Origin of the sequence: Polynucleobacter sp. UK-Kesae-W10 (assembly GCF_018881575.1) — a bacterium.
Taxonomy (GTDB): Bacteria; Pseudomonadota; Gammaproteobacteria; order Burkholderiales; family Burkholderiaceae; genus Polynucleobacter.
On sequence record NZ_JACVQB010000001.1, the window covers coordinates 211,577 to 230,869 of the forward strand.

Annotated in this window: 17 protein-coding genes, 1 tRNA gene and 1 pseudogene; 2 read left to right on the forward strand and 17 right to left on the reverse strand. The window is 47.7% G+C overall.

Annotated features, from left to right (window positions below):
- Positions 1–35 precede the first annotated feature (35 nt).
- The 10 genes from ICN24_RS01160 to def form a co-directional block, all read right to left on the reverse strand.
- Positions 36–434 carry a DUF1398 family protein gene (locus tag ICN24_RS01160; RefSeq protein WP_216220836.1) on the reverse strand — a complete coding sequence of 133 codons (399 nt, stop codon included), beginning with the start codon at positions 432–434 and terminating at the stop codon, positions 36–38.
- Between the two features lie 122 nt (positions 435–556).
- Positions 557–1,141, reverse strand: a complete 585-nt coding sequence (locus ICN24_RS01165) for a uracil-DNA glycosylase family protein (RefSeq protein WP_216220839.1) — start codon at positions 1,139–1,141, stop codon at positions 557–559.
- A gap of 14 nt (positions 1,142–1,155) precedes the next feature.
- The gene (locus ICN24_RS01170) at positions 1,156–2,022 is read right to left on the reverse strand and encodes an ion channel (RefSeq protein WP_216220841.1); all 867 of its coding nucleotides are present in this window, start codon (positions 2,020–2,022) and stop codon (positions 1,156–1,158) included.
- Positions 2,023–2,112: 90 nt separating this feature from the next.
- Positions 2,113–2,188 (reverse strand) — tRNA-Phe (locus ICN24_RS01175).
- Between the two features lie 117 nt (positions 2,189–2,305).
- Positions 2,306–2,986 carry a response regulator gene (locus tag ICN24_RS01180; protein ID WP_216220843.1) on the reverse strand — a complete coding sequence of 227 codons (681 nt, stop codon included), beginning with the start codon at positions 2,984–2,986 and terminating at the stop codon, positions 2,306–2,308.
- A 2-nt stretch (positions 2,987–2,988) separates the two neighbouring features.
- Entirely contained in the window at positions 2,989–5,289 is a 2,301-nt protein-coding gene (locus ICN24_RS01185; RefSeq protein ID WP_216220845.1) for an ATP-binding protein, read from the reverse strand.
- Positions 5,286–5,867: a DUF4390 domain-containing protein gene (locus tag ICN24_RS01190; protein WP_216220846.1), complete on the reverse strand. Its 582-nt coding sequence runs from the start codon at positions 5,865–5,867 to the stop codon at positions 5,286–5,288. Before ICN24_RS01190 ends, ICN24_RS01185 begins: the two co-directional genes overlap by 4 nt.
- On the reverse strand, positions 5,864–7,180 hold the full coding sequence (gene rsmB, locus ICN24_RS01195) for a 16S rRNA (cytosine(967)-C(5))-methyltransferase RsmB (RefSeq protein WP_255532521.1): 1,317 nt from the start codon (positions 7,178–7,180) through the stop codon (positions 5,864–5,866). The genes ICN24_RS01190 and rsmB overlap by 4 nt, the downstream gene beginning before the upstream one ends.
- Before the next feature lie 24 nt (positions 7,181–7,204).
- On the reverse strand, positions 7,205–8,203 hold the full coding sequence (gene fmt, locus ICN24_RS01200) for a methionyl-tRNA formyltransferase (protein WP_216220847.1): 999 nt from the start codon (positions 8,201–8,203) through the stop codon (positions 7,205–7,207).
- An 8-nt stretch (positions 8,204–8,211) separates the two neighbouring features.
- The gene (gene def, locus ICN24_RS01205; protein ID WP_216222154.1) at positions 8,212–8,727 is read right to left on the reverse strand and encodes a peptide deformylase; all 516 of its coding nucleotides are present in this window, start codon (positions 8,725–8,727) and stop codon (positions 8,212–8,214) included.
- 76 nt (positions 8,728–8,803) lie between these two features.
- Between def and dprA the strand changes: the two genes are divergently transcribed.
- Both dprA and ICN24_RS01215 read left to right on the forward strand, forming a co-directional pair.
- Positions 8,804–9,487 (forward strand): DNA-processing protein DprA, encoded by a 684-nt coding sequence (dprA, locus tag ICN24_RS01210; RefSeq protein WP_255532522.1) that lies wholly within the window; start codon positions 8,804–8,806, stop codon positions 9,485–9,487.
- A gap of 206 nt (positions 9,488–9,693) precedes the next feature.
- Positions 9,694–12,357 carry a DNA topoisomerase III gene (locus ICN24_RS01215; protein WP_370623086.1) on the forward strand — a complete coding sequence of 888 codons (2,664 nt, stop codon included), beginning with the start codon at positions 9,694–9,696 and terminating at the stop codon, positions 12,355–12,357.
- A gap of 59 nt (positions 12,358–12,416) precedes the next feature.
- On the opposite strand, the pseudogene mnmC reads toward ICN24_RS01215, so the two are convergent.
- The 7 genes and pseudogenes from mnmC to rpmH all read right to left on the reverse strand — a co-directional run.
- Positions 12,417–13,418: pseudogene (gene mnmC / locus ICN24_RS10315) on the reverse strand (FAD-dependent 5-carboxymethylaminomethyl-2-thiouridine(34) oxidoreductase MnmC); the annotation flags it as partial.
- 31 nt (positions 13,419–13,449) lie between these two features.
- A complete protein-coding gene (locus ICN24_RS01220) occupies positions 13,450–15,315 on the reverse strand; it encodes a phosphoenolpyruvate carboxykinase (GTP) (RefSeq protein WP_216220849.1) in 1,866 nt (621 codons plus the stop codon).
- Between the two features lie 91 nt (positions 15,316–15,406).
- Positions 15,407–16,768: a tRNA uridine-5-carboxymethylaminomethyl(34) synthesis GTPase MnmE gene (mnmE, locus tag ICN24_RS01225; RefSeq protein ID WP_216220850.1), complete on the reverse strand. Its 1,362-nt coding sequence runs from the start codon at positions 16,766–16,768 to the stop codon at positions 15,407–15,409.
- Between the two features lie 35 nt (positions 16,769–16,803).
- Entirely contained in the window at positions 16,804–18,474 is a 1,671-nt protein-coding gene (gene yidC / locus ICN24_RS01230) for a membrane protein insertase YidC (RefSeq protein ID WP_216220851.1), read from the reverse strand.
- A 15-nt stretch (positions 18,475–18,489) separates the two neighbouring features.
- A complete protein-coding gene (gene yidD / locus ICN24_RS01235) occupies positions 18,490–18,723 on the reverse strand; it encodes a membrane protein insertion efficiency factor YidD (protein ID WP_216220853.1) in 234 nt (77 codons plus the stop codon).
- Positions 18,724–19,041: a ribonuclease P protein component gene (gene rnpA, locus ICN24_RS01240; RefSeq protein WP_216220854.1), complete on the reverse strand. Its 318-nt coding sequence runs from the start codon at positions 19,039–19,041 to the stop codon at positions 18,724–18,726. It abuts the gene before it with no gap.
- Between the two features lie 8 nt (positions 19,042–19,049).
- On the reverse strand, positions 19,050–19,184 hold the full coding sequence (gene rpmH, locus ICN24_RS01245; RefSeq protein ID WP_011903922.1) for a 50S ribosomal protein L34: 135 nt from the start codon (positions 19,182–19,184) through the stop codon (positions 19,050–19,052).
- Positions 19,185–19,293 lie beyond the last annotated feature (109 nt).

The window sequence follows — 19,293 nt, forward strand, 5'->3', positions numbered from 1 at the left end:
GGCCCGGGGCGGAATCGACCAGGGCTGAGGAACTATTATCCTTGTGGAAAATGCTCAATATGAACTTCACCTTGCCGCCCGAAATAACTCACGTGCTTTCCAGTTATCCAAACGATGTATCCGATACAGCCGGCAGACATCGTTAACTTAAGAAACTCAGGATATCTAACCATATCGCTTTGAGCGCCGCGAATAGCTGAAACGACGCCTTCTTTGTTGAATGAAGTCGGAGTTTCAATTGAGGGCATTGTCATTGGAACGGTATACGCTTCATTGCCGGACAAATAATAAGTAGTTGATTGATTGCGATAGTCAGCAAAGTAAGATTCAACGCCAACCCCAATCAACCGCCCCAAAAACTCTGGAAAGGTTAGCAAACCAGCGTGAGATTCGTGCGTAGATTTTTCAATTACCTCTTTTATGTTGGGATTCATTGGTTACCTCAAATAGATTGGGTAGATTATCCAATCGCCGAAAAGAAAAAACCACCCAAAGGTGGTTTTGATGTTTCTTGGTGGCCCGGGGCTGAGTCGACCAGGGCAGAGGATGCCCAACCCTACTTCAATACAGCTTTCACTTTCCTTCTGAGAGAAGGCAAAACCTCTTCCTCAAACCAAGGATTCTTCTTTAGCCAAATATTGTTTCTGGGACTTGGGTGTGGCAAAGGAATCGCTTTTGGCCAATAGCTCTTCCATGCCATTACCGTTTCAGTCAAATTCTCTTTACTGCTTTTGTCTAAATGCCATGCTTGAGCATATTGACCAACAATGATGGTTAGCTTGATATTGGGTAGTTGCTCTAATAGTTTTACTCGCCATGTGTCCGCACATTCCGGTCTTGGAGGTAGATCCCCTGATTTACCTGTTCCTGGAAAGCAAAAGCCCATGGGAACAAGAGCAATTTTCTTATCGTTATAAAAGACTTCTTTATCAATGCCCATCCACTCCCTAAGACGATCGCCACTAGGATCGTTAAATGGAATTCCGGTTTCATGAACTCGACTGCCGGGCGCCTGCCCAACAACAAGAATCCTTGCCAAACTACTCACCTGAATAATGGGTCTTGGGCCCAAAGGTAAATGCTCTGTACACAAGGTACAAGAACGGATTTCTTTAACCAGCTTGGCGAGGGCTTGACTCATCAATTGAAATTAGGCTATCTTGCTTCTTCTATCGTGTCGTGAATCAAAGTCTGATCAATAAGAACTTTCATGCCTGACTCATTTTTACGATACAAATCTACAAAGCGATGATTCCATCGAATATCTTCGAATGTATAGGTGTGGTTGGAGTGAATTGTTTGTGAAACAGTCTCATCCAAACCTTTAACGGTTGCGACTAAAGCAAAGTCTGCTTTTGATAAATCCTCTTCGGACATCCTTGATAAAGGACTCTTTTCATCAATCGGGTGAATCACAAGCCAAGTAAGGGCCAACATAGGCGTATGGTTGCGGGCTAGACTTAAGTCATATATCCGCCTCATGCTTTGACCTTCTTTAGTGGTCTCTTGTATGAACAGGCTCAACTCCACTTCAGCGCCAATGATGCGGTTGTTTCTCTCATTAGCCATCCTAAACATAAGGGCTGGTTGACCCTCAAAATTATTTATTACTGCTGTATTACTAAAAACCACTCGCGATCTTGGCAATGAAATTCGGGCAAATGCGAGGGCCGCAAACATTCCTACGCCCAATAGACCAACCATTGCTTCAACCGTAACCAACACATGTCCGTAGAGCGTTTGGGGGAACATGCTTCCATAGCCAATAGTGGCTAGAGTTTGAACGCTAAAGAAAAAATATTCCAGGAACCCAAGGCCCTTAAGGCCAGAAATAGAGTCGCCCCGAACTGAATATAAAAACCCAAACAATAAATTAATCGCTAAAAACACCATGACAAAGGAAGCCAAAAAACGGGGCCATGTCATCCGCACCACTAAATGATAGAAATCTATAAACGCATTTGAAAACAGCGATGTTGAAGATCGCTTAACAGGCGTAGCCATGAAATTATTTTTATCCATGGAAATAGCTTAACCCATAGCGTCTTTCAGCACATTCGGAACAATAAGCCACAAATGAAAAAACCACCCGAAGGTGGTTTTGATGTTTCTTGGTGGCCCGGGGCGGAATCGAACCACCGACACAAGGATTTTCAATCCTCTGCTCTACCGACTGAGCTACCAGGCCAAGACTTGGAATTATAACGAATTGGGCATGCCTGTGATCAATTTCTCGGAAGGCAGCCTTTTGGCTCTGCCTCACCTTTGTTTATTGGGGGTGGGGGGCCCTAGGGGTAAATAGCGCCTAACTCTCGCCTTTATTGCGTGAGGTATCGATCCCCAACGCTTTGAGCTTACGGTATAGATGGGTTCTCTCGAGACCGGTGTATTCAGAAATCTTGGTCATGCTGCCGCCCATGATTTGCATTTGATGCTCAAAATAGGCTTTTTCGAAAAGATCTCTTGCCTCTCTTAGGGGTAAATCAAAATAGGTTTTTGCGATTCCACTGATGTATTCGCCATCAACAGGCGCAGCAGGTTCGCCACTGGATGCCTTTGGTGCAGCAGCTACTGGGGCACCCGTTTGAACAGCTTTTTCTTCCAGTGGTTCAACATACTTTGGAGAACTCTCTAATGCTTTGCTTACTGTCTTCAGTAATTTTTGAAGTGCGATGGGCTTCTCTAAAAAATTGAGCGCGCCAATACGGGTAGCCTCAACTGCAGTATCAATAGTTGCATGGCCCGACATCATGACTACAGGCATAGTGAGTTGACCAGTCTTAGACCACTCTTTTAATAAAGTAATGCCGTCTGTATCGGGCATCCAAATATCTAGTAGCACTAAATCGGGTCTCATTTGTTCGCGAATGGTGCGAGCCTGTACAGCACTTTCAGCCGCATAAACAGTATGGCCTTCATCCGTAAGAATCTCATTGAGAAGCTCACGAATTCCCATCTCATCATCAACGACCAAAATACTAGCCATACTTAGGCTGCCTCTTTTGCTAAGTTCATAAACAAAATTGATACTTTCGCACCGATTACCTCTTCACCCTGCATTCGATTTCGGATTTCAATTTTGGCTCCATGATCATCAATGATTTTTTTGACGACCGCCAAACCTAATCCGGTGCCCTTACTCTTAGTGGTGACATAAGGCTCAAATGCTCTTGCCAATATCTTAGCTGGAAATCCAACTCCACGATCACTTATTGTTAATCGCACCGCATTTTCACTGAGCCCATTTTGTTCACCGTAAGGCACCAATTCCGTTTTCACCTCAACTGGCTGACCTTTATGCTCACCCTCGAGCGTGGAGTCTTGCGCATTTTGAAGTAAGTTATGAATAATTTGACGCAGCTGAGTTGGGTCACCCATGATATCGGGGCAATCTGGATCTAGCTGAGTTCTGATTGGGCTACCTTCATAAAGACCCAAAATCTCTGTGATGAGTGCATTAATCGAAACGGGCTTTAATTGAGGCGTTGGGGTCTTAGCAAAATCCCTGAAATCATTGACCATCTCTTTCATGGCCTGCACCTGACCAATAATGGTTTCAGTGCTGCGGTTGATCATTTCTTCTTGTTCTGGGCTTAGCTTACCGGCGAGCTTGTGTTGCAAGCGCTCTGCAGAGAGCTGAATTGGGGTAAGCGGATTCTTAATCTCGTGCGCCAAACGCCTTGCGACTTCACTCCACGCTATCGATCTTTGTGCGCTCACTACATCAGTAATGTCATCGAATACCACCATGCGCAAATCGCCTGTCAATTGTGTGCCGCGCACAAACAAGGTAACACCCAGCTCATTCTCAAATTCATTGGTTGCATGCAACTGAATTTGTTTTTGCCAAACAGGCGCGCCCTGGGAGTCTGCAGCTAGCTCTGGATTAGCTACCGCCAACTTCATAGTGGCAAAACCTTCTTTAATTGCACCCTCAAACTCCACGAGTACCGGGTTGCTACTCAGAGGCTTGCCGTCAAGCAGGGTAAGGTCTTGCGCAAAAATACGATCAGCGCCAGCATTGCTTGAAACAACGTTGTAGTTGCGATCAAAGATGCAAACCCCTGCGGTTAAGCTTCCCAGCACTTTTTCTAAGAAGGCCTTGGACTCTTGTAAAGAAGTGCGTGTATCAGCCAACTGCCTGGTCATCACATTAAATTGGCGCGTGAGCATGCCCAGCTCATCTCCCGTATCAAGCTCAGGCTTGGGCGATAGATCGCCTTGCGCTACCGCTTGCGTACCCTTTAACAGCATTAACAGCGGCCTAGCCAATTGACGACCCAAGAGTAAAGCCAAGATCACCGCTACAAATAAAGCGAAAAAGAGGGTGAGCGTTAAGGTTCCAACAAACATCTTGCGCAAACCAAGGCGCCCCAGAGACTTCTCTTGATATTCGCTATAAGCTGACTCGACAGCGAAAATGTTCTTAGCCAGTGGCGCAGGAATCACCCGCACCAATTGCAAGAAGTATTTATCGCTTAGGTCTTTATTCGCATCTGACTTACTTTGTGGCGCTTTTTTGCGAACGATGGGGACAATCGCGCGGATACGGTAACCCCGTTGCCCCCCCTCCATCTCAATCTGGTCTAAGAAGGTTACGCCCTTCTTTTTAAAAGCTTCAGCAACCACGTCTGCACTCGGGGCTGGTAAATAATTTTTAGGCTTTAACTCACTCGTTAAGATCAAGTTGCGCTGCATGTTAAACAGGCTCACCTCTTGAATGCCAAATTGATTCCGGATCTTCATCACCATAGAACCAACCTGTTCAGAACTAGTGCCTGAAGGAACTTGCGCTACTTGTTCGGCAATGAAATTGCCTTCGCCCAAAATCTCTTCTTGAGCAATTCTCAAAGTAACGCGCCCCAACTCCAAGCCCGAGTTCAGCGCTGACTCAACCTTCACATCAAACCAAGTTTCAATGCTGCGGGATACGAATTGCAATGAAACACCGTACAAAATGAGCCCTGGAACAATCCCCACTAAAGCAAAGATCATGGCCAGCTTTGCAATCAAGCGTGTACCAAAGCGCCCTTGATACCAACGTACTGCAATCACAATCACTAAAGTCAGAATCACCAAGATCAAGCAGGCCCCGATGATCACGTTCGCGGCATACAGCCAAATAAAGTAACGATCAAAAAACTCGGTATTAGAAGATGCGATCGATAGCAAGAGCAGTAGCAATAAAGCAAATCCTCCAATCAAACCAATCGCGGTTGGGAGTATTTTTTTTCGCCAAACTTTGGTTTCAAAAAAGCTTGGTGATGTTGGTGCTGTAGCAGCTCTCATCGCTTAATCAGATTTGCTCCGCCCGAAGAAAAAGGCACGCGCACCCAGTCACTGGAGATATTCCAGTCGCGGTTGTTTAAGGCGTTCACCTGGAATGGCTTTGGTAGCTTGCTCAGATCTAGGAACATGCGCAAATCTGCTGAATACGATTTGCTGGGGTCTAACTGTCCGTTATCAATCACGCGCCAGCCCCCAATGCTACCAACTGCCTGCAAAGCCTCTGACATGGTTTTTGCCGAAAAAGTAAAGCCCTCTGAGGCAATGCGATATTGCTGTGTCAGCGGCTGATAAGACAAGCGGGTTTGTCTTTGCGCAAGAACTGGTTTTTCATCGAACCAATACCAACGCGAACGCGTGAGATCAAACTCGGTCTGAAAATAGAGCACTACCCCTTTTTGCACAGCATCTTCTAGGCCTGGTGAGAGCTCAATTTGAAATGCGGCGCTTAAATACCAGTCGTTATCAACCCTCTCCAATTCAAAGGATTTGATTTTGATACCCTCAGCGCTAACGGTCGTTGAAAAAATACTCAACGCCATCAAGCACAACAAGATGAGTTGCTTAATGCCTTGGCTCATGGCCCATTTTTCTTAAACAAAGCATAGTAAAAACCATCGTTCGCTTCCGCAGGTAAAAGCTGTCCTGGAGCGCCTAATCGTACCGCATTGCTGTGCTGCTGAGCAAACCAAAGGGCCTGATCCTCGCCCTCCTCTGGAAATACCGAGCAAGTCACGTAGAGCAAGAGGCCCTCTGGCTTGAGCATCGTCCACGCTTGATTCAGAATTTCACGCTGCCTTAGCTGCAATGCCTTGATATCAGCCTCGCGACGCAAAAACGGGATATCCGGATGCCTTGCCACAATGCCCGACGCGGAGCACGGCGCATCTAGCAAAATCTTGTCAAAGGGTTGGCCGTCCCACCAAGCCGTTTTTGATGCATCGCCACGCTGTATTTTTACTTTTTCGGAGTGCAGGCGTAATCGATCTAAGTTGCCACCAATTTTCCCAAGGCGCTCGCCATCTAACTCCAAAGCCAACATCTCACAATCGGCCAATTCCAATAGATGCGCAGTCTTACCACCAGGCGCCGCACAGGCATCTAATATTCGCTCTCCATCCTGTGGATGTAATAAAACTGCAGCAAGCTGCGCGCCAGCATCTTGCACTGATACCGCGCCGCTATAAAAGCCCGGCAACTCGGAAACAGGAACCGGATTTGCTAGCAACAATGCGCCGGGCAACGGCACACCGGCAACTGATTCAATTGGAGAAGATGCAATGCCTTCCTCGGTCAATAAAGCCTGATACTCTTCGCGCGAATGTTGGCGTTGGTTCACACGCAAAATCAGTGGGGCTCGTTTTGCCTGTGCAAATAAAATCGATTGCCACGCTTTGGAATAATTCCGCTTTAAGTTTGCGCGCCACCAGGCAGGCACAAACATGGCGATTGGATCAGGTGGATAGTGTGGCTGCCCCTCCGGAGCCTCTACTGTTTGGCTCACTTTACGCAATACAGCGTTTACTAAGCCTTTTGCGTACATCGTTTTGTCGTACTCGGCGCAAGCCCTTACTGCCTGATCGACGATGGTATGGGTTGCATAGCCTTTACCCTCCGAACCATCGCGCAGAAATAACGCAATGGCCACACTTAACAAGTGATCAACTTCAATAGGGGGCGCCTTAGGTACAAATTGTTTAATCAACTCATGCGAGCGCGTCCATTTTCGTAGCGTATCAAACGTTAAACTTTGAACGATGGGTCTCTCATGTGCATCGAGCTGCTCTAACACTTCAGTGAGCGAACTACCGCTCATTACCTCGCTAATCGCCTGAGCGGAAATCGTAATGGCCTCAGAAAGAGGCAAGCTATGTAATGTTTTTTGTTCTGCCAAAAGAGTGCGCTCTAAGCCGAAAGGCTAGGCCTTATTTTGAAAGCGGATGGGTTGTTCGGCAACATCAAATGTTTGCAAACACGTCTTAGCATTCATTCGTTTTCCGCCGGGCTTTTGCATTTCTAAAACTTCGATCACGCCATCACCGCTCTGTACATATATTCCATCGGGTCCAAGGCCCAGGATTTCACCGGGGGTCGCCCCTTTAGCGCCAACCTCCACCTTGGGGATGCGGGAATGCCACAGCTTAATAATGTGATCACCAATCGCAGCAGTAGCGCCGGGAAAGGGATTAAACGCACGAATACGAAGATCCAATTCTTTTGCGCTTTGATTCCAATCGAGTTGCGCCTCACTTTTGAGAATCTTTTCTGCATAGGTAATGCCATCGCTTGGCTGCGGAACTCGCTGCATATTTTCACCAGCTTGCAGCCGCTTAAGTGTCTCAACGATCAGCTTTGCACCTAAAGTAGCAAGCCTATCGTGCAGGCTTGCACTGGTTTCGTCTGCGCCAATCAGGATCTCGCCCGACAACACGGTAGGACCAGTATCTAAGCCAGCATCCATCTGCATAATGCAGACGCCCGTTTGATGATCGCCCGCCTCTAAGGCCCTTTGAATCGGAGCTGCGCCACGCCAGCGAGGCAATAAGGAGGCGTGGATATTAAAACTTCCAAATCGACCTGGGCGCTCAGAAAGACCCAAAATATCTTGCGGCAGTATCAACCCATAAGCCACAACCACCATCGCATCGAAATCTAAGGCAGCGAGTTCTTGGTAGGCAAACTCAGCTTGCTCCCGCTTGTGCGGATCTGCGCTATTACGCCTTAGTGTCTCAGGCTGTAACACGGGGATGTTTTTCTCAAGCGCATACGCTTTTACTGGGCTTGCTTGTAAATGCATACCCCTGCCAGCACGGCGATCTGGCTGGGTGAGTGCCAAAACAATTTCGTGTCCAGCATCATGTATTGCGCGCATTGCTTGCGCTGCAAACTCAGGAGTGCCGGCGAAGACAATCTTCATCAATGCGCTTAGCGCTGGCCTTCTAATTCTTTGGCGCGCTTCTTCATCTTCTGAGAAATACGACTACGTTTTAACAAAGACAAATACTCAACAAATACTTTGCCCTGCAAATGATCTAGCTCGTGTTGCAAACACACTGCTAATAAGCCATCGGCCTCCAACTCAAACTCTTTGCCGTCTAGGCCTAAGGCCTTGACCCGTATCTGCGCAGGTCTTTCTACCTCATCATAAAAATCTGGTACGGATAAACAACCTTCGCGCCATGATTTTTTTTCGGAACTTGCCCAAGTAATTTCAGGGTTAATAAAAACCTGCAATTCGTTTTGATCATCGGAAACATCGATCACCACAATGCGCTCATGAATATCTACTTGCGTGGCAGCCAAACCAACACCAGGGGCGTCATACATGGTGTCCGCCATGTTGGAAACGATTTCTTTGATGCGGTCATCTACCTGCTTCACCGGTTTAGCAACCTGATGCAAGCGGGGGTCGGGGTAACAGAGGACGGTTAATAAAGCCATATAGGAATTATCCAACAGTGCAATCGGTCTGTCCTGATTGTTCTTCATCCCCTACAAATCACAATGTCAGATGTCCATGTCAGCGCCGCCTATCAACCCCACTACCGTCCACTACGGGGATCTCAATTACCCCTCTCGACTCAAAGATCTATATGACCCTCCAGAAAAGCTTTATCTAGCGGGGGATGCCGAGCTACTCAAGCTGCCAATGATCGCCATCGTGGGCTCCCGCAACGCAAGTGCTGCCGGACTAAAGAATGCGGCTATTTTTGCGCAAGGGCTTTCTGCGGCTGGCGCGCTCATTATTTCTGGTCTAGCGCGAGGCATTGATGGGGCAGCGCACTACGCCACGCTACAAGCGGGGCCGCAGCACTTCACCGCAGCCGTATGCGGAACAGGTATAGATATTGTTTACCCTCGGCAACACCGCTGGCTAGCAGGGGCGATCTGCCAACGGGGTCTTTTGCTCTCTGAGTTGCCAATGGGGGCTGGGCCGCAAGCCTTTCACTTTCCCAGGCGAAACCGGCTGATTGCCGCCCTCTGCTTGGGGGTGGTGGTTATTGAGGCAGCCGAAAAGTCAGGATCACTAATTACCGCCAGGATTGCGGCAGAACTCGGAAGAGAGGTTTTTGCGCTCCCCGGCCCTATTCAGGATCCTCTTTTTGGGGGTTGCCATCGCCTTATTCAGCAGGGGGCGAAGCTCGTCACCAGCCCAAAAGAAGTTCTAGACGAGCTGATTTTCCCCAAAAACCCACTTTAAAGGGTCTTAAATGGGGTTTTATCCCAAAATAGAGGCTGTTTTACGTGTTGACTAGGGCCCCAAAAGGGCTGTTTTTGGACTTTTCGGGATTTATCGGTTAATAATAAAAAAGGGGGTTGCCATAGGCTAAATCCTGATTTGGTTTAAATTGGTCAACCTTTTCCCCTATTAAAAACATTCATTCAGGCTCAAATTTAGGCAAACGCGTGGCTAAAGCATCTACCAAAAGCAGTTCTAAGACTTCATCCGTGGACCACCCTAAGGCACTGATCATTGCCGAGAAACCCTCGGTAGCCAACGATATTGCAAAGGCCCTGGGCGGCTTTACCAAGCACGAGGATTATTTTGAGAGCGATGATTTCGTAATCTCCTCTGCAGTGGGTCATTTGCTTGAAATTGCAGCCCCAGAAGAATATGACGTCAAACGTGGCAAATGGTCATTTGCAAACTTGCCTGTAGTTCCACCTTATTTTGATTTGCGCCCGATTGCCAAAACAGAGTCACGTTTAAAGGTTTTGCAAAAACTCATTAAACGTAAAGACATCACAGCGCTGATTAACGCCTGTGACGCGGGGCGTGAGGGCGAACTTATTTTCAGATTAATTGCGCAGCATGCAAAAGCGCCTCAATCGGTTAAGCGACTCTGGTTGCAATCGATGACCCCGGCAGCCATTCGCGATGGCTTTGCAAGCCTGCGTAGCGATGAGGATATGCAGCCACTAGCTGACGCTGCACGCTGCCGCTCAGAAGCGGATTGGCTTGTAGGTATTAATGGCACGCGCGCGATGACTGCTTTTAATAGCAAGAGCGGCGGCTTCTTTCTAACCACTGTAGGGCGCGTTCAAACACCAACGCTCTCTATTGTGGTGGAGCGTGAAGAACTCATTCGCAAATTTGTTTCAAAAGATTACTGGGAAGTTAAAGCAGAATTTATTGCAGCGGCAGGCGTTTATGAAGGCCGCTGGTTTGATCCCAAATTTAAGAAAGATGCAGCCGAGCCTGACGCGCGCGAGAACCGTCTGTGGAGCGAGGCCGCAGCAGAAAGCATCGTAGCTGCATGTCGCGGCAAGAAGGCAACCGTCACCGAGGAAGCCAAGCCTGCAACACAACTTGCCCCTCAATTATTTGACTTAACCAGTCTGCAGCGCGAAGCCAATGCCCGTTTTGGCTTTTCTGCGAAAAATACCTTGGGCCTTGCGCAAGCGCTATATGAGCGTCATAAGGTTTTAACCTATCCACGTACAGATGCAAAAGCGCTGCCTGAAGATTATTTAGATACCGTCAAGCAGACCATGGAGAATCTTGCTGAGCATTCACAAGACTACCGTCCATTTGCCAAACAAATTTTGCAGGGCGATCCAAAGGATCCGAAAGCAAAAGCAGGCTATGGTTGGATTAAACCTAATAAGCGTATTTTTGATAACTCAAAAATCTCTGATCACTTTGCGATCATCCCAACGCTTGAAACACCTAAGAGCTTAAGCGAGCCCGAAGCCAAACTCTATGACCTGGTGGTACGTCGCTTCTTGGCAGTGTTCTATCCTGCAGCAGAATTTAGAGTGACTACTCGCATTACTGAAGCCTCGGGACATCACTTTAAGACTGAAGGGCGCGTGCTTGTTAACCCAGGCTGGTTAACGGTTTATGGCAAATCGAACCAGGCAGATGATGAGCTGGTACCGGTGCAAGCAGGTGAAACAGTGCAAACAGAATCGGTGGTCGTTGTTTCCCTGAAAACCAAGCCTCCAGCGCGCTATACCGAAGCAACATTGCTATCAGCGATGGAGAGCGCGGGTAAATGGGTAGACGATGATGACATGCGTGAAGCCATGGCTGAAAAAGGTCTTGGTACACCAGCAACACGTGCTGCCATTATCGAAGGTCTATTGGCAGAAAAATACATTGTGCGTGAAGCGCGCGAGCTCATACCTACTGCAAAAGCGTTTCAACTAATGACCCTCTTGCGTGGCTTGGATGTTGAGGAATTAACTCGTCCAGATCTGACCGGCAGCTGGGAGAACAAGCTCTCCCTGATTGAGCAAGGGAAGATGAATCGTGACACGTTCATGCAAGAAATCGCCCAAATGACTCAGCGCATTGTGAAGCGTGCCAAAGAATACGATAGCGACACCATTCCTGGCGATTACGCCACCATGACCACGCCATGCCCTCATTGCAAGGGCCCAGTAAAAGAAAACTATCGTCGTTTTGCGTGCGAAAAATGCGGCTTTACGATTAGCAAAACACCGGGTGGCCGCGCCTTTGAATACCCTGAGGTAGAAGAGCTGCTGCGCGAGAAGACCATCGGACCCCTACAAGGATTCCGCAGCAAAATGGGTCGTCCATTTGCTGCAATCATCAAACTTTCGGAAATCCCAGAAGATGATGCCGACTATCCGAACGCTGGATTTAAGTTGGAGTTTGACTTTGGCAATACTCAAGACGATGAAACTGAAGCGATTGACTTTACGGGACGCCAGGCCTTAGGCGCTTGCCCAAAATGTTCTGGCGCGGTGTACGAAGATGGCATGCGCTATGTTTGCGAAAATAATACTGGCCCAAGCAAATCGTGTGATTTCAAAACCGGCAAGGTAGTGCTTCAGCAAGAAGTCTCTACAGAACAGGTTCAAAAGCTACTCAGCGAAGGCAAAACAGATTTGCTCACCAACTTCAAATCTAACCGGACCGGGCGTGGCTTTAAGGCTTATTTAGCCTTAGGCTCTGATGGAAAAATTGGTTTTGAATTTGAGGCCAAGGCGCCGGGCGCAGCGAAGGCTCCAGCGAAGAAACGAGCGGGGGCCAGTGCGGCAACCAAGTCTGCGGCAAAGCCTAAGCGGGCTAGTAAAGCAAAGTCATCCTCTAGCACTTGAGCTGTAATTAGCTTAGCTGCTAGAGCCGACCACAATATTCCTCGCGAGCCCAAAGCGGTCGCCAAGAAAATCCCTGGGCACTGATTCAGCGGCCCAATCATGGGAAGACGGTCGCCCGCAACACAGCGAACCCCAACAAATTCACCGCTTTGAATCAAGCTTTCTGCGCTGCCCTGCGGATAAGCGAGCAATGATTTTGCTTGTTCTCGATTAAAGTCGTCACTACTAGATCTTGGTGCGAGATCATCCTCACCCTCATCAAAACTCGAGCCCACAATCCAGCGATAGCTACCGTCTGCAAGCTGCTCTGCCGGTAGACAGTAACCATCTCCAGAAATGCCCACTCTGGGTAATTTCTTTGCCCAAGAATCGTGTTGCCCAACAGCAAAAATACTGAGTTGGCCGCGCACTGGCTTTAAGGGAACGCGTACACCAAGACTCTGGATCAAAGCTTTACTCTCCATGGCCGCAGCAATCACCACCTTATCCGCAGAAATCATTAAGTGACCGCCTGCGTCAAACAAATTCCATCTGCCATCTTGCTCTTGAAGCCTTGTAATTCGGGTGCTCCAAAGGCATGTGAGGCCTTCGCGTGCCCGCAGCAATTGCTGACTTGTCTCGAATAAATTTAAACAAGCGCCTCGCGGCAACCACACCCCACTTTGTGAAATGCCACAGATTTTTTCAGCCTCCTCTATGCTCAGAGGTATCGCCATATCTTCATCGAGCTCGAGTGAGCGCAAGTGCGCAGTGACTTCTTCTCGATCAAATATTCTGTCTTTTTTGGTCGGCTGAAATATTCCATGCTGCCGCCAAACCTGAGCCCATCGAGCTTCAGCTAATAAAAATGCCAAGCGCGTTAGGCGCAGTAGGCGCGGCGAACCTTTACCAATATGGGGATGCGCGATTGCATAAGCATGGCTTGAACAAGCGGTAGCCGGAGAATGTGCAGCATCGACAACGCAAACCGACTTGCCGCGTTCGAGCAACTCGTGAGCAATTGTTGCGCCACAAATGCCTGCCCCAATCACCACTATTTCATGGTGTTGGGGGTGGGTCATTGAATAAATCTAAATAAAAAAGAAGTGTTGCTTAGGCGTTTAAGCGTTGTTCAATCTTGGCACGAGTTTCTTTGAGCTCTTTTGGCAAACGATCGCCAAGATGCTCAAACAATTCCGTATGCAATTTCAACTCATTCTTCCAGTCTTCAACTGCAACTTGAATTGCTTTGCCGAACTTCTCCGCCGAGTAATCTAAGCCGCCCCAGTGCATATCGCTGTACTCGGGGGTAATACCAAATGGAGTTTCTTTGCCCTTAGCAGTACCTTCAGCGCGGTCCAAAATCCAAGAGAGAACACGCATATTCTCACCAAAACCAGGCCATACGAATTTGCCATTCTCATCTTTGCGGAACCAGTTCACGCAATAGATTTTTGGCAATACTGCGCCTTCTGCTTCGAGCTTCTTACCAATGTTGAGCCAATGTTGGAAGTAGTCGCTCATGTTGTAACCAGCAAATGCGATCATCGCAAATGGGTCACGACGAACTACGCCGATTTGACCGGTAATAGCGGCAGTGGTTTCTGAGCCTAGGGTTGCGGCCATATAAACACCCTCAACCCAATCGCGCGCTTCGCTTACCAATGGCACGGTATTAGATCGACGGCCACCAAACAAGAATGCATCAATTGGAACGCCCTCTGGATCATCCCACTTAGGATCAACTGCTGGGTTATTTGTTGCTGCGACTGTGAAGCGTGAATTTGGATGAGCAGCCTTACGACCTGCAGCACCATCTGCTGGAGTCCAGTCTTTGCCCTGCCAATCAATTAAGTGTGCTGGAGGAGTTTCTGTCAAACCTTCCCACCAAACATCACCATCATCGGTTAAACCAACGTTTGTGAAAATCACGTCTTGATTTAAGGAGTCGATACAGTTTTGGTTGGTTTGACGATTGGTTCCCGGTGCAACACCAAAGTATCCGGACTCTGGGTTAATGGCAAACAAACGGGTCTTGCCAGTCACTGGATCTTTGCGTGGCTTAATCCATGCAATGTCATCACCAATGGTGGTTACCTTCCAACCATCAAAGCCTTTTGGAGGAATCATCATGGAGAAGTTTGTTTTACCGCAAGCAGATGGGAATGCTGCAGCAATGTGATATTTCTTACCTTCAGGCGATGTCACGCCAAGAATCAACATATGCTCTGCAAGCCAGCCTTGATCGCGGCCCATGTTTGAAGCAATGCGCAAAGCGAAGCATTTTTTACCTAACAATGCATTGCCGCCGTAGCCGGAACCAAAGGACCAAATCTCACGAGTCTCTGGATAGTGAACGATATATTTGTTTTTGTTATTAGGCCATGCAACATCTTTTTCGCCAGCAGCCAAAGGCTTGCCAACAGTGTGAATGCAAGGAACAAACTCACCATCCGCGCCCAGCTGATCGATCACCGCTTTGCCCATGCGAGTCATGAGTTTCATGTTAATAGCAACATAAGGGCTGTCTGATAGCTCGACACCAATATGTGCAATTGGTGAGCCAATAGGGCCCATAGAAAACGGTACAACGTACATGGTTCTGCCGCGCATACAACCATCAAACAAAGGCTTTAGGGTTGCGCGCATTTCGCTTGGCTCTACCCAATTGTTGGTTGGGCCAGCATCTTCTTTTTTTGCAGAACAAATAAAGGTGCGGTCTTCAACGCGTGCCACATCCTCAGGATCTGAGAGGGCCAAGAAAGAGTTTTTGCGCTTGGCAGGATTCAGACGCTTAAATACACCAGCCTTTACGAGTAACTCGCAAAGCTCATCGTATTCGGCCTGCGAGCCATCACACCAACGAATAGCATCAGGCTTGGTGAGGGCAGCAACTTCAGCCACCCATTCAATTAAACGCTTGTTTTTTACGTAAGCTGGCGCATTCACATTGATCTGGCCGGTGGCTGTTGAAGTCATATGTTTCCTTATGAAAATTGAATTTTTTAATCCAATGATTTTAACATTTTGGACATATTTGCACTCTTCACCCTAGGGGGGTGCAAACCCCTTACTTGCCGATACAAAATTGGCTAAAGATTTTGCCCAAAAGGTCGTCCGGAAGCAGCCTTCCGGTAATTTGCCCTAGATGATTTTGCGCCAAAGAGAGCTCTTCTGCGAATAATTCAAGCGAATTGTTGCCATTTTCTGCGAATTGTTGAGATTTTTCAATATGTTCAGCGGCTCGCTCCAGACAGTCCAAATGGCGGCGGCGAGCTACAATCGCGCCCTCCTGGGGACCATTCCAACCGACTGTTTCAAGGATTTTGAACTTTAACGCCTGAATTCCGTCACCATTTTTGGCGGATATCAACAAAGCCCCTTCCTGAGGTGGTTTTTGATCCAAATCTAACAAATCGACCTTGTTCATTACCTCTAAAACCGGACATTTTGATGGCAGGGCCTCTAAAATTTGGTCTCTAAGTTCATTTGCCTCGTTTTGGGCATTGGGCGCCGTCAAGAAAATGACCAGGTCGGCCAAGCGAATAGCCTCCCATGTGCGCTCAATACCCTTCGCCTCTACTTCGTCCGTGGTTTGTCGCAAGCCGGCAGTATCAATAATGTGCATGGGCACACCCTCAATTTGAATGCTTTCTTTCACGCGATCGCGAGTGGTTCCAGCAATCGGGGTAACAATGGCGACTTCTTCACCAGCGAGCCTATTTAAAAGCGAGCTTTTGCCAACATTGGGTGCGCCAGCTAAAACCAGCTGGATACCGTCACGCAAAATTTTTCCTTGCTTAGCGCCTTCCCGCAAAGATTGGAGCTTGGTTTTTACAGCCTCCAAACGTTTGCGCGCTTGGGCATTTTCCAAGAACTCAATTTCTTCTTCCGGAAAATCTAAGGTCGACTCAACCAAAATTCTGAGTTGTGTAATTTCTTCTACCAAGTCATTGATGTCATCTGAAAATGCGCCTTGCAACGATCTGGCTGCGCCGCGCACCGCCGCCTCACTTTGCGCATCAATGAGATCTGCTATCGCCTCAGCCTGTGCAAGGTCGACTTTATTGTTCAGATAGGCGCGTAAAGTAAATTCGCCAGGCTCAGCAATCACGAGGCCACTTTCTTTGCCCAACTCCAGGCAGCGCTTCATGACCAACTCAAGCAGTTGGGGGCCTCCATGGCATTGAAGCTCTAAGACGTCTTCACCCGTAAAGGAGGCAGGAGCAACAAAATAAATAGCAACCAATTGATCAATCAATTGCCCGGCGCCATCACGCAAGCTCAGCAGGGTGGCCTGCCTAGGAGATAAATCTTTCTGAAATAAGGCCCGAACAATGGGACCAAGGTCTTGGCCGCTGATGCGCACCACACCGACCCCGGCCTTACCAGGAGCCGTTGCAACAGCAATGATGGGCAGCTTTCGAGTCATCATTGCTGTTGGTTTTCCATTAGGGCATTACTTGCTTACTTGGCAGTTTTTTTGCCAAAGAGCTTGTTGATTTGCCACTGTTGCGCAATAGATAGTAGGTTGTTTGTAACCCAATACAAAACCAAGCCGGCAGGGAAGAAGAAGAACATGATTGAAAACACAATCGGCATGTACATCATCACCTTAGCTTGCACTGGATCTGGTGGGGTGGGGTTGAGTTTGGTTTGCACAAACATCGACACCGCCATAATCACCGGCAAAATGTAATACGGATCTGGAACAGATAAGTCATGGACCCACAAAATCCATGGGGCACCGCGCATTTCGACCGAGGACAACAATACCCAATACAAAGAAATGAATACTGGGATTTGAATGACCACAGGCAAGCAACCACCTAAAGGATTGATCTTCTCTTTGCGATACATCTCCATCATTGCTTGATTAAGTTTTTGTGGTTCTCCCTTGTATTGCTCTTTCATGGCCACCAAGCGAGGCTGGACTTCTTTCATGCGCGCCATTGATTTATAACTAGCCGCTGAAAGTGGGAAGAAGACCAATTTGATCAATACGGTTAAGAGGATGATCGACCAACCCCAGTTGCCGACGATATTATGAATATGCTCAAGCAACCAGAATATGGGTTTTGCCAAAATGGTGAGGTAGCCATAGTCTTTTAATAGCTCCAGGCCTGGAGCAATCGTCTCCAACATGCGCTCTTCTTGTGGGCCAACAAACAATTGGGCGTTGGCTGTCAGCGTGCTACCCGTGGCAATCGTGCCCAACTGGGTTTGCATCCCAACGCGATACAGGCCATTGTCAATTTTTCCAGAGTAGATATCGCGTACCAGCTTATCGTCTGGAATCCATGCACTAGCAAAGTAGTGTTGCACCATGGCCACCCAGCCAGGTTGGCCGGCAGCAATTTGAGCTGGAGGAGTAAATTTATTTTTTTCAATATCCGCAAACGGAATTTTTTTGAATTTGTCGCCGTCGGTATAAATGGCCGGCCCAGTAAAGGTACTCGCAGCAAATGCGCCGCCAAATGGTCCGATTTTTGCCTCTTCGGAGCCGTCTCTCACAATCTCCGTGTAGAGAATGAGGGGCACGCCATTAGAGCCTAATTGGGTAACGCGATGCCCAACATAAACATCGTAACTTCCAGGATTGAGAATGAAAGTTTTTTCTAATTTGACGCCATTGCGCTCGCTGGATAAAACCAAGAATGGTCGACCGGAACCATCTTTACCAGAACGGTCAAGCTTGAAGGTGCTGGTGTGGTTTGGTAATTCCACATTACCAATCGCCACCAAACCTGAGCGTGCTACATAAGTATTGGTTGGGGTATGTTTGAAAATTTCAACAGGCTGTTGATCAGCAGTCAATTCTTTTAAGAGTTTTGCATCAACAACATTTGCGCCTGCGGCGCTCACTTGTAAAGAGAGTAGTTCATTTTGTAAAGCGAATTTTTCTGTGCTTTGGGCGGGTTCAGTTTTGCCGGATGGAGATACAAGCGCTGAGGGCGAACCCGAAATAGCAGCGGGGGTATCAGCCTTTGGGGCACTTGCTGCATTAGGCGCAGTGGCCACCACGCTAGATGAGCCGCCAAACAAAGAAGGTTTGCCCTCATGCACCTGCCAGTTGTTGTAGAGCATTAATCCCGACAAGGAAAACACAGCCCAAAGAATTGTCTTTTTAAAGTCCATTGATATTCACTTAAATTAATGAGATGTCTGTTTTACTGCAGGATCATAACCGCCGTGTGACCACGGGTTACAACGAAGAATGCGCCACACCATTAGCCTAAAACTTTTAAAAAATCCGTAGTGCTCAAAACAATCACATGCGTATTGCGAACAACTAGGAACATACTTACATTGCATGCCAATGTAGGGGCTGAGCAGCAGCTGGTACAGCTTGACTGATTTAATGGCGACATGATTTAAAACGTGCACCTAAATCAACCTTACGATTTGTGAGCGAAGGAGTTCTTTTTCTTTTTTTCTAAGCCTACCGCGGGTTTGGCGGCCCACGGGTTTTTTTAACTTAACCACAACATCGCTACTCAGTGATGTGGATTGTGCGGCCCAAACAAGTGCTCGAATCATCCGCTTGAGACGATTGCGGTCAACTGCACGCTTTACCAATTTTTTGGCGACCGCAATTCCTAAGTCAGGCTGGGCATCCTTTTGAATGCCTGCAGCATACATGCCCCAATACTCATTTGCCTTGGGGCGCGTTTTTAGTAAATCAGAAATCCTTGCGCTATTCAACTGCTAACTTAAACAGCTAAACGTTTGCGACCTTTTGCACGGCGTGCGTTTAATACTGCACGTCCGCTCTTTGTTTTCATACGAATACGAAAACCGTGGGTGCGTTTACGACGTGTTACTGATGGTTGGTATGTTCTTTTCATGATAGATCCCTGCAAAACCAAGTATTTTCCTTGTTGCAGAGCAAAAGGTCAATCCATAGCTCTGAATATCTAGGTGTTTTTATCTATTTTTAAGTCTTTTTTTATTAAA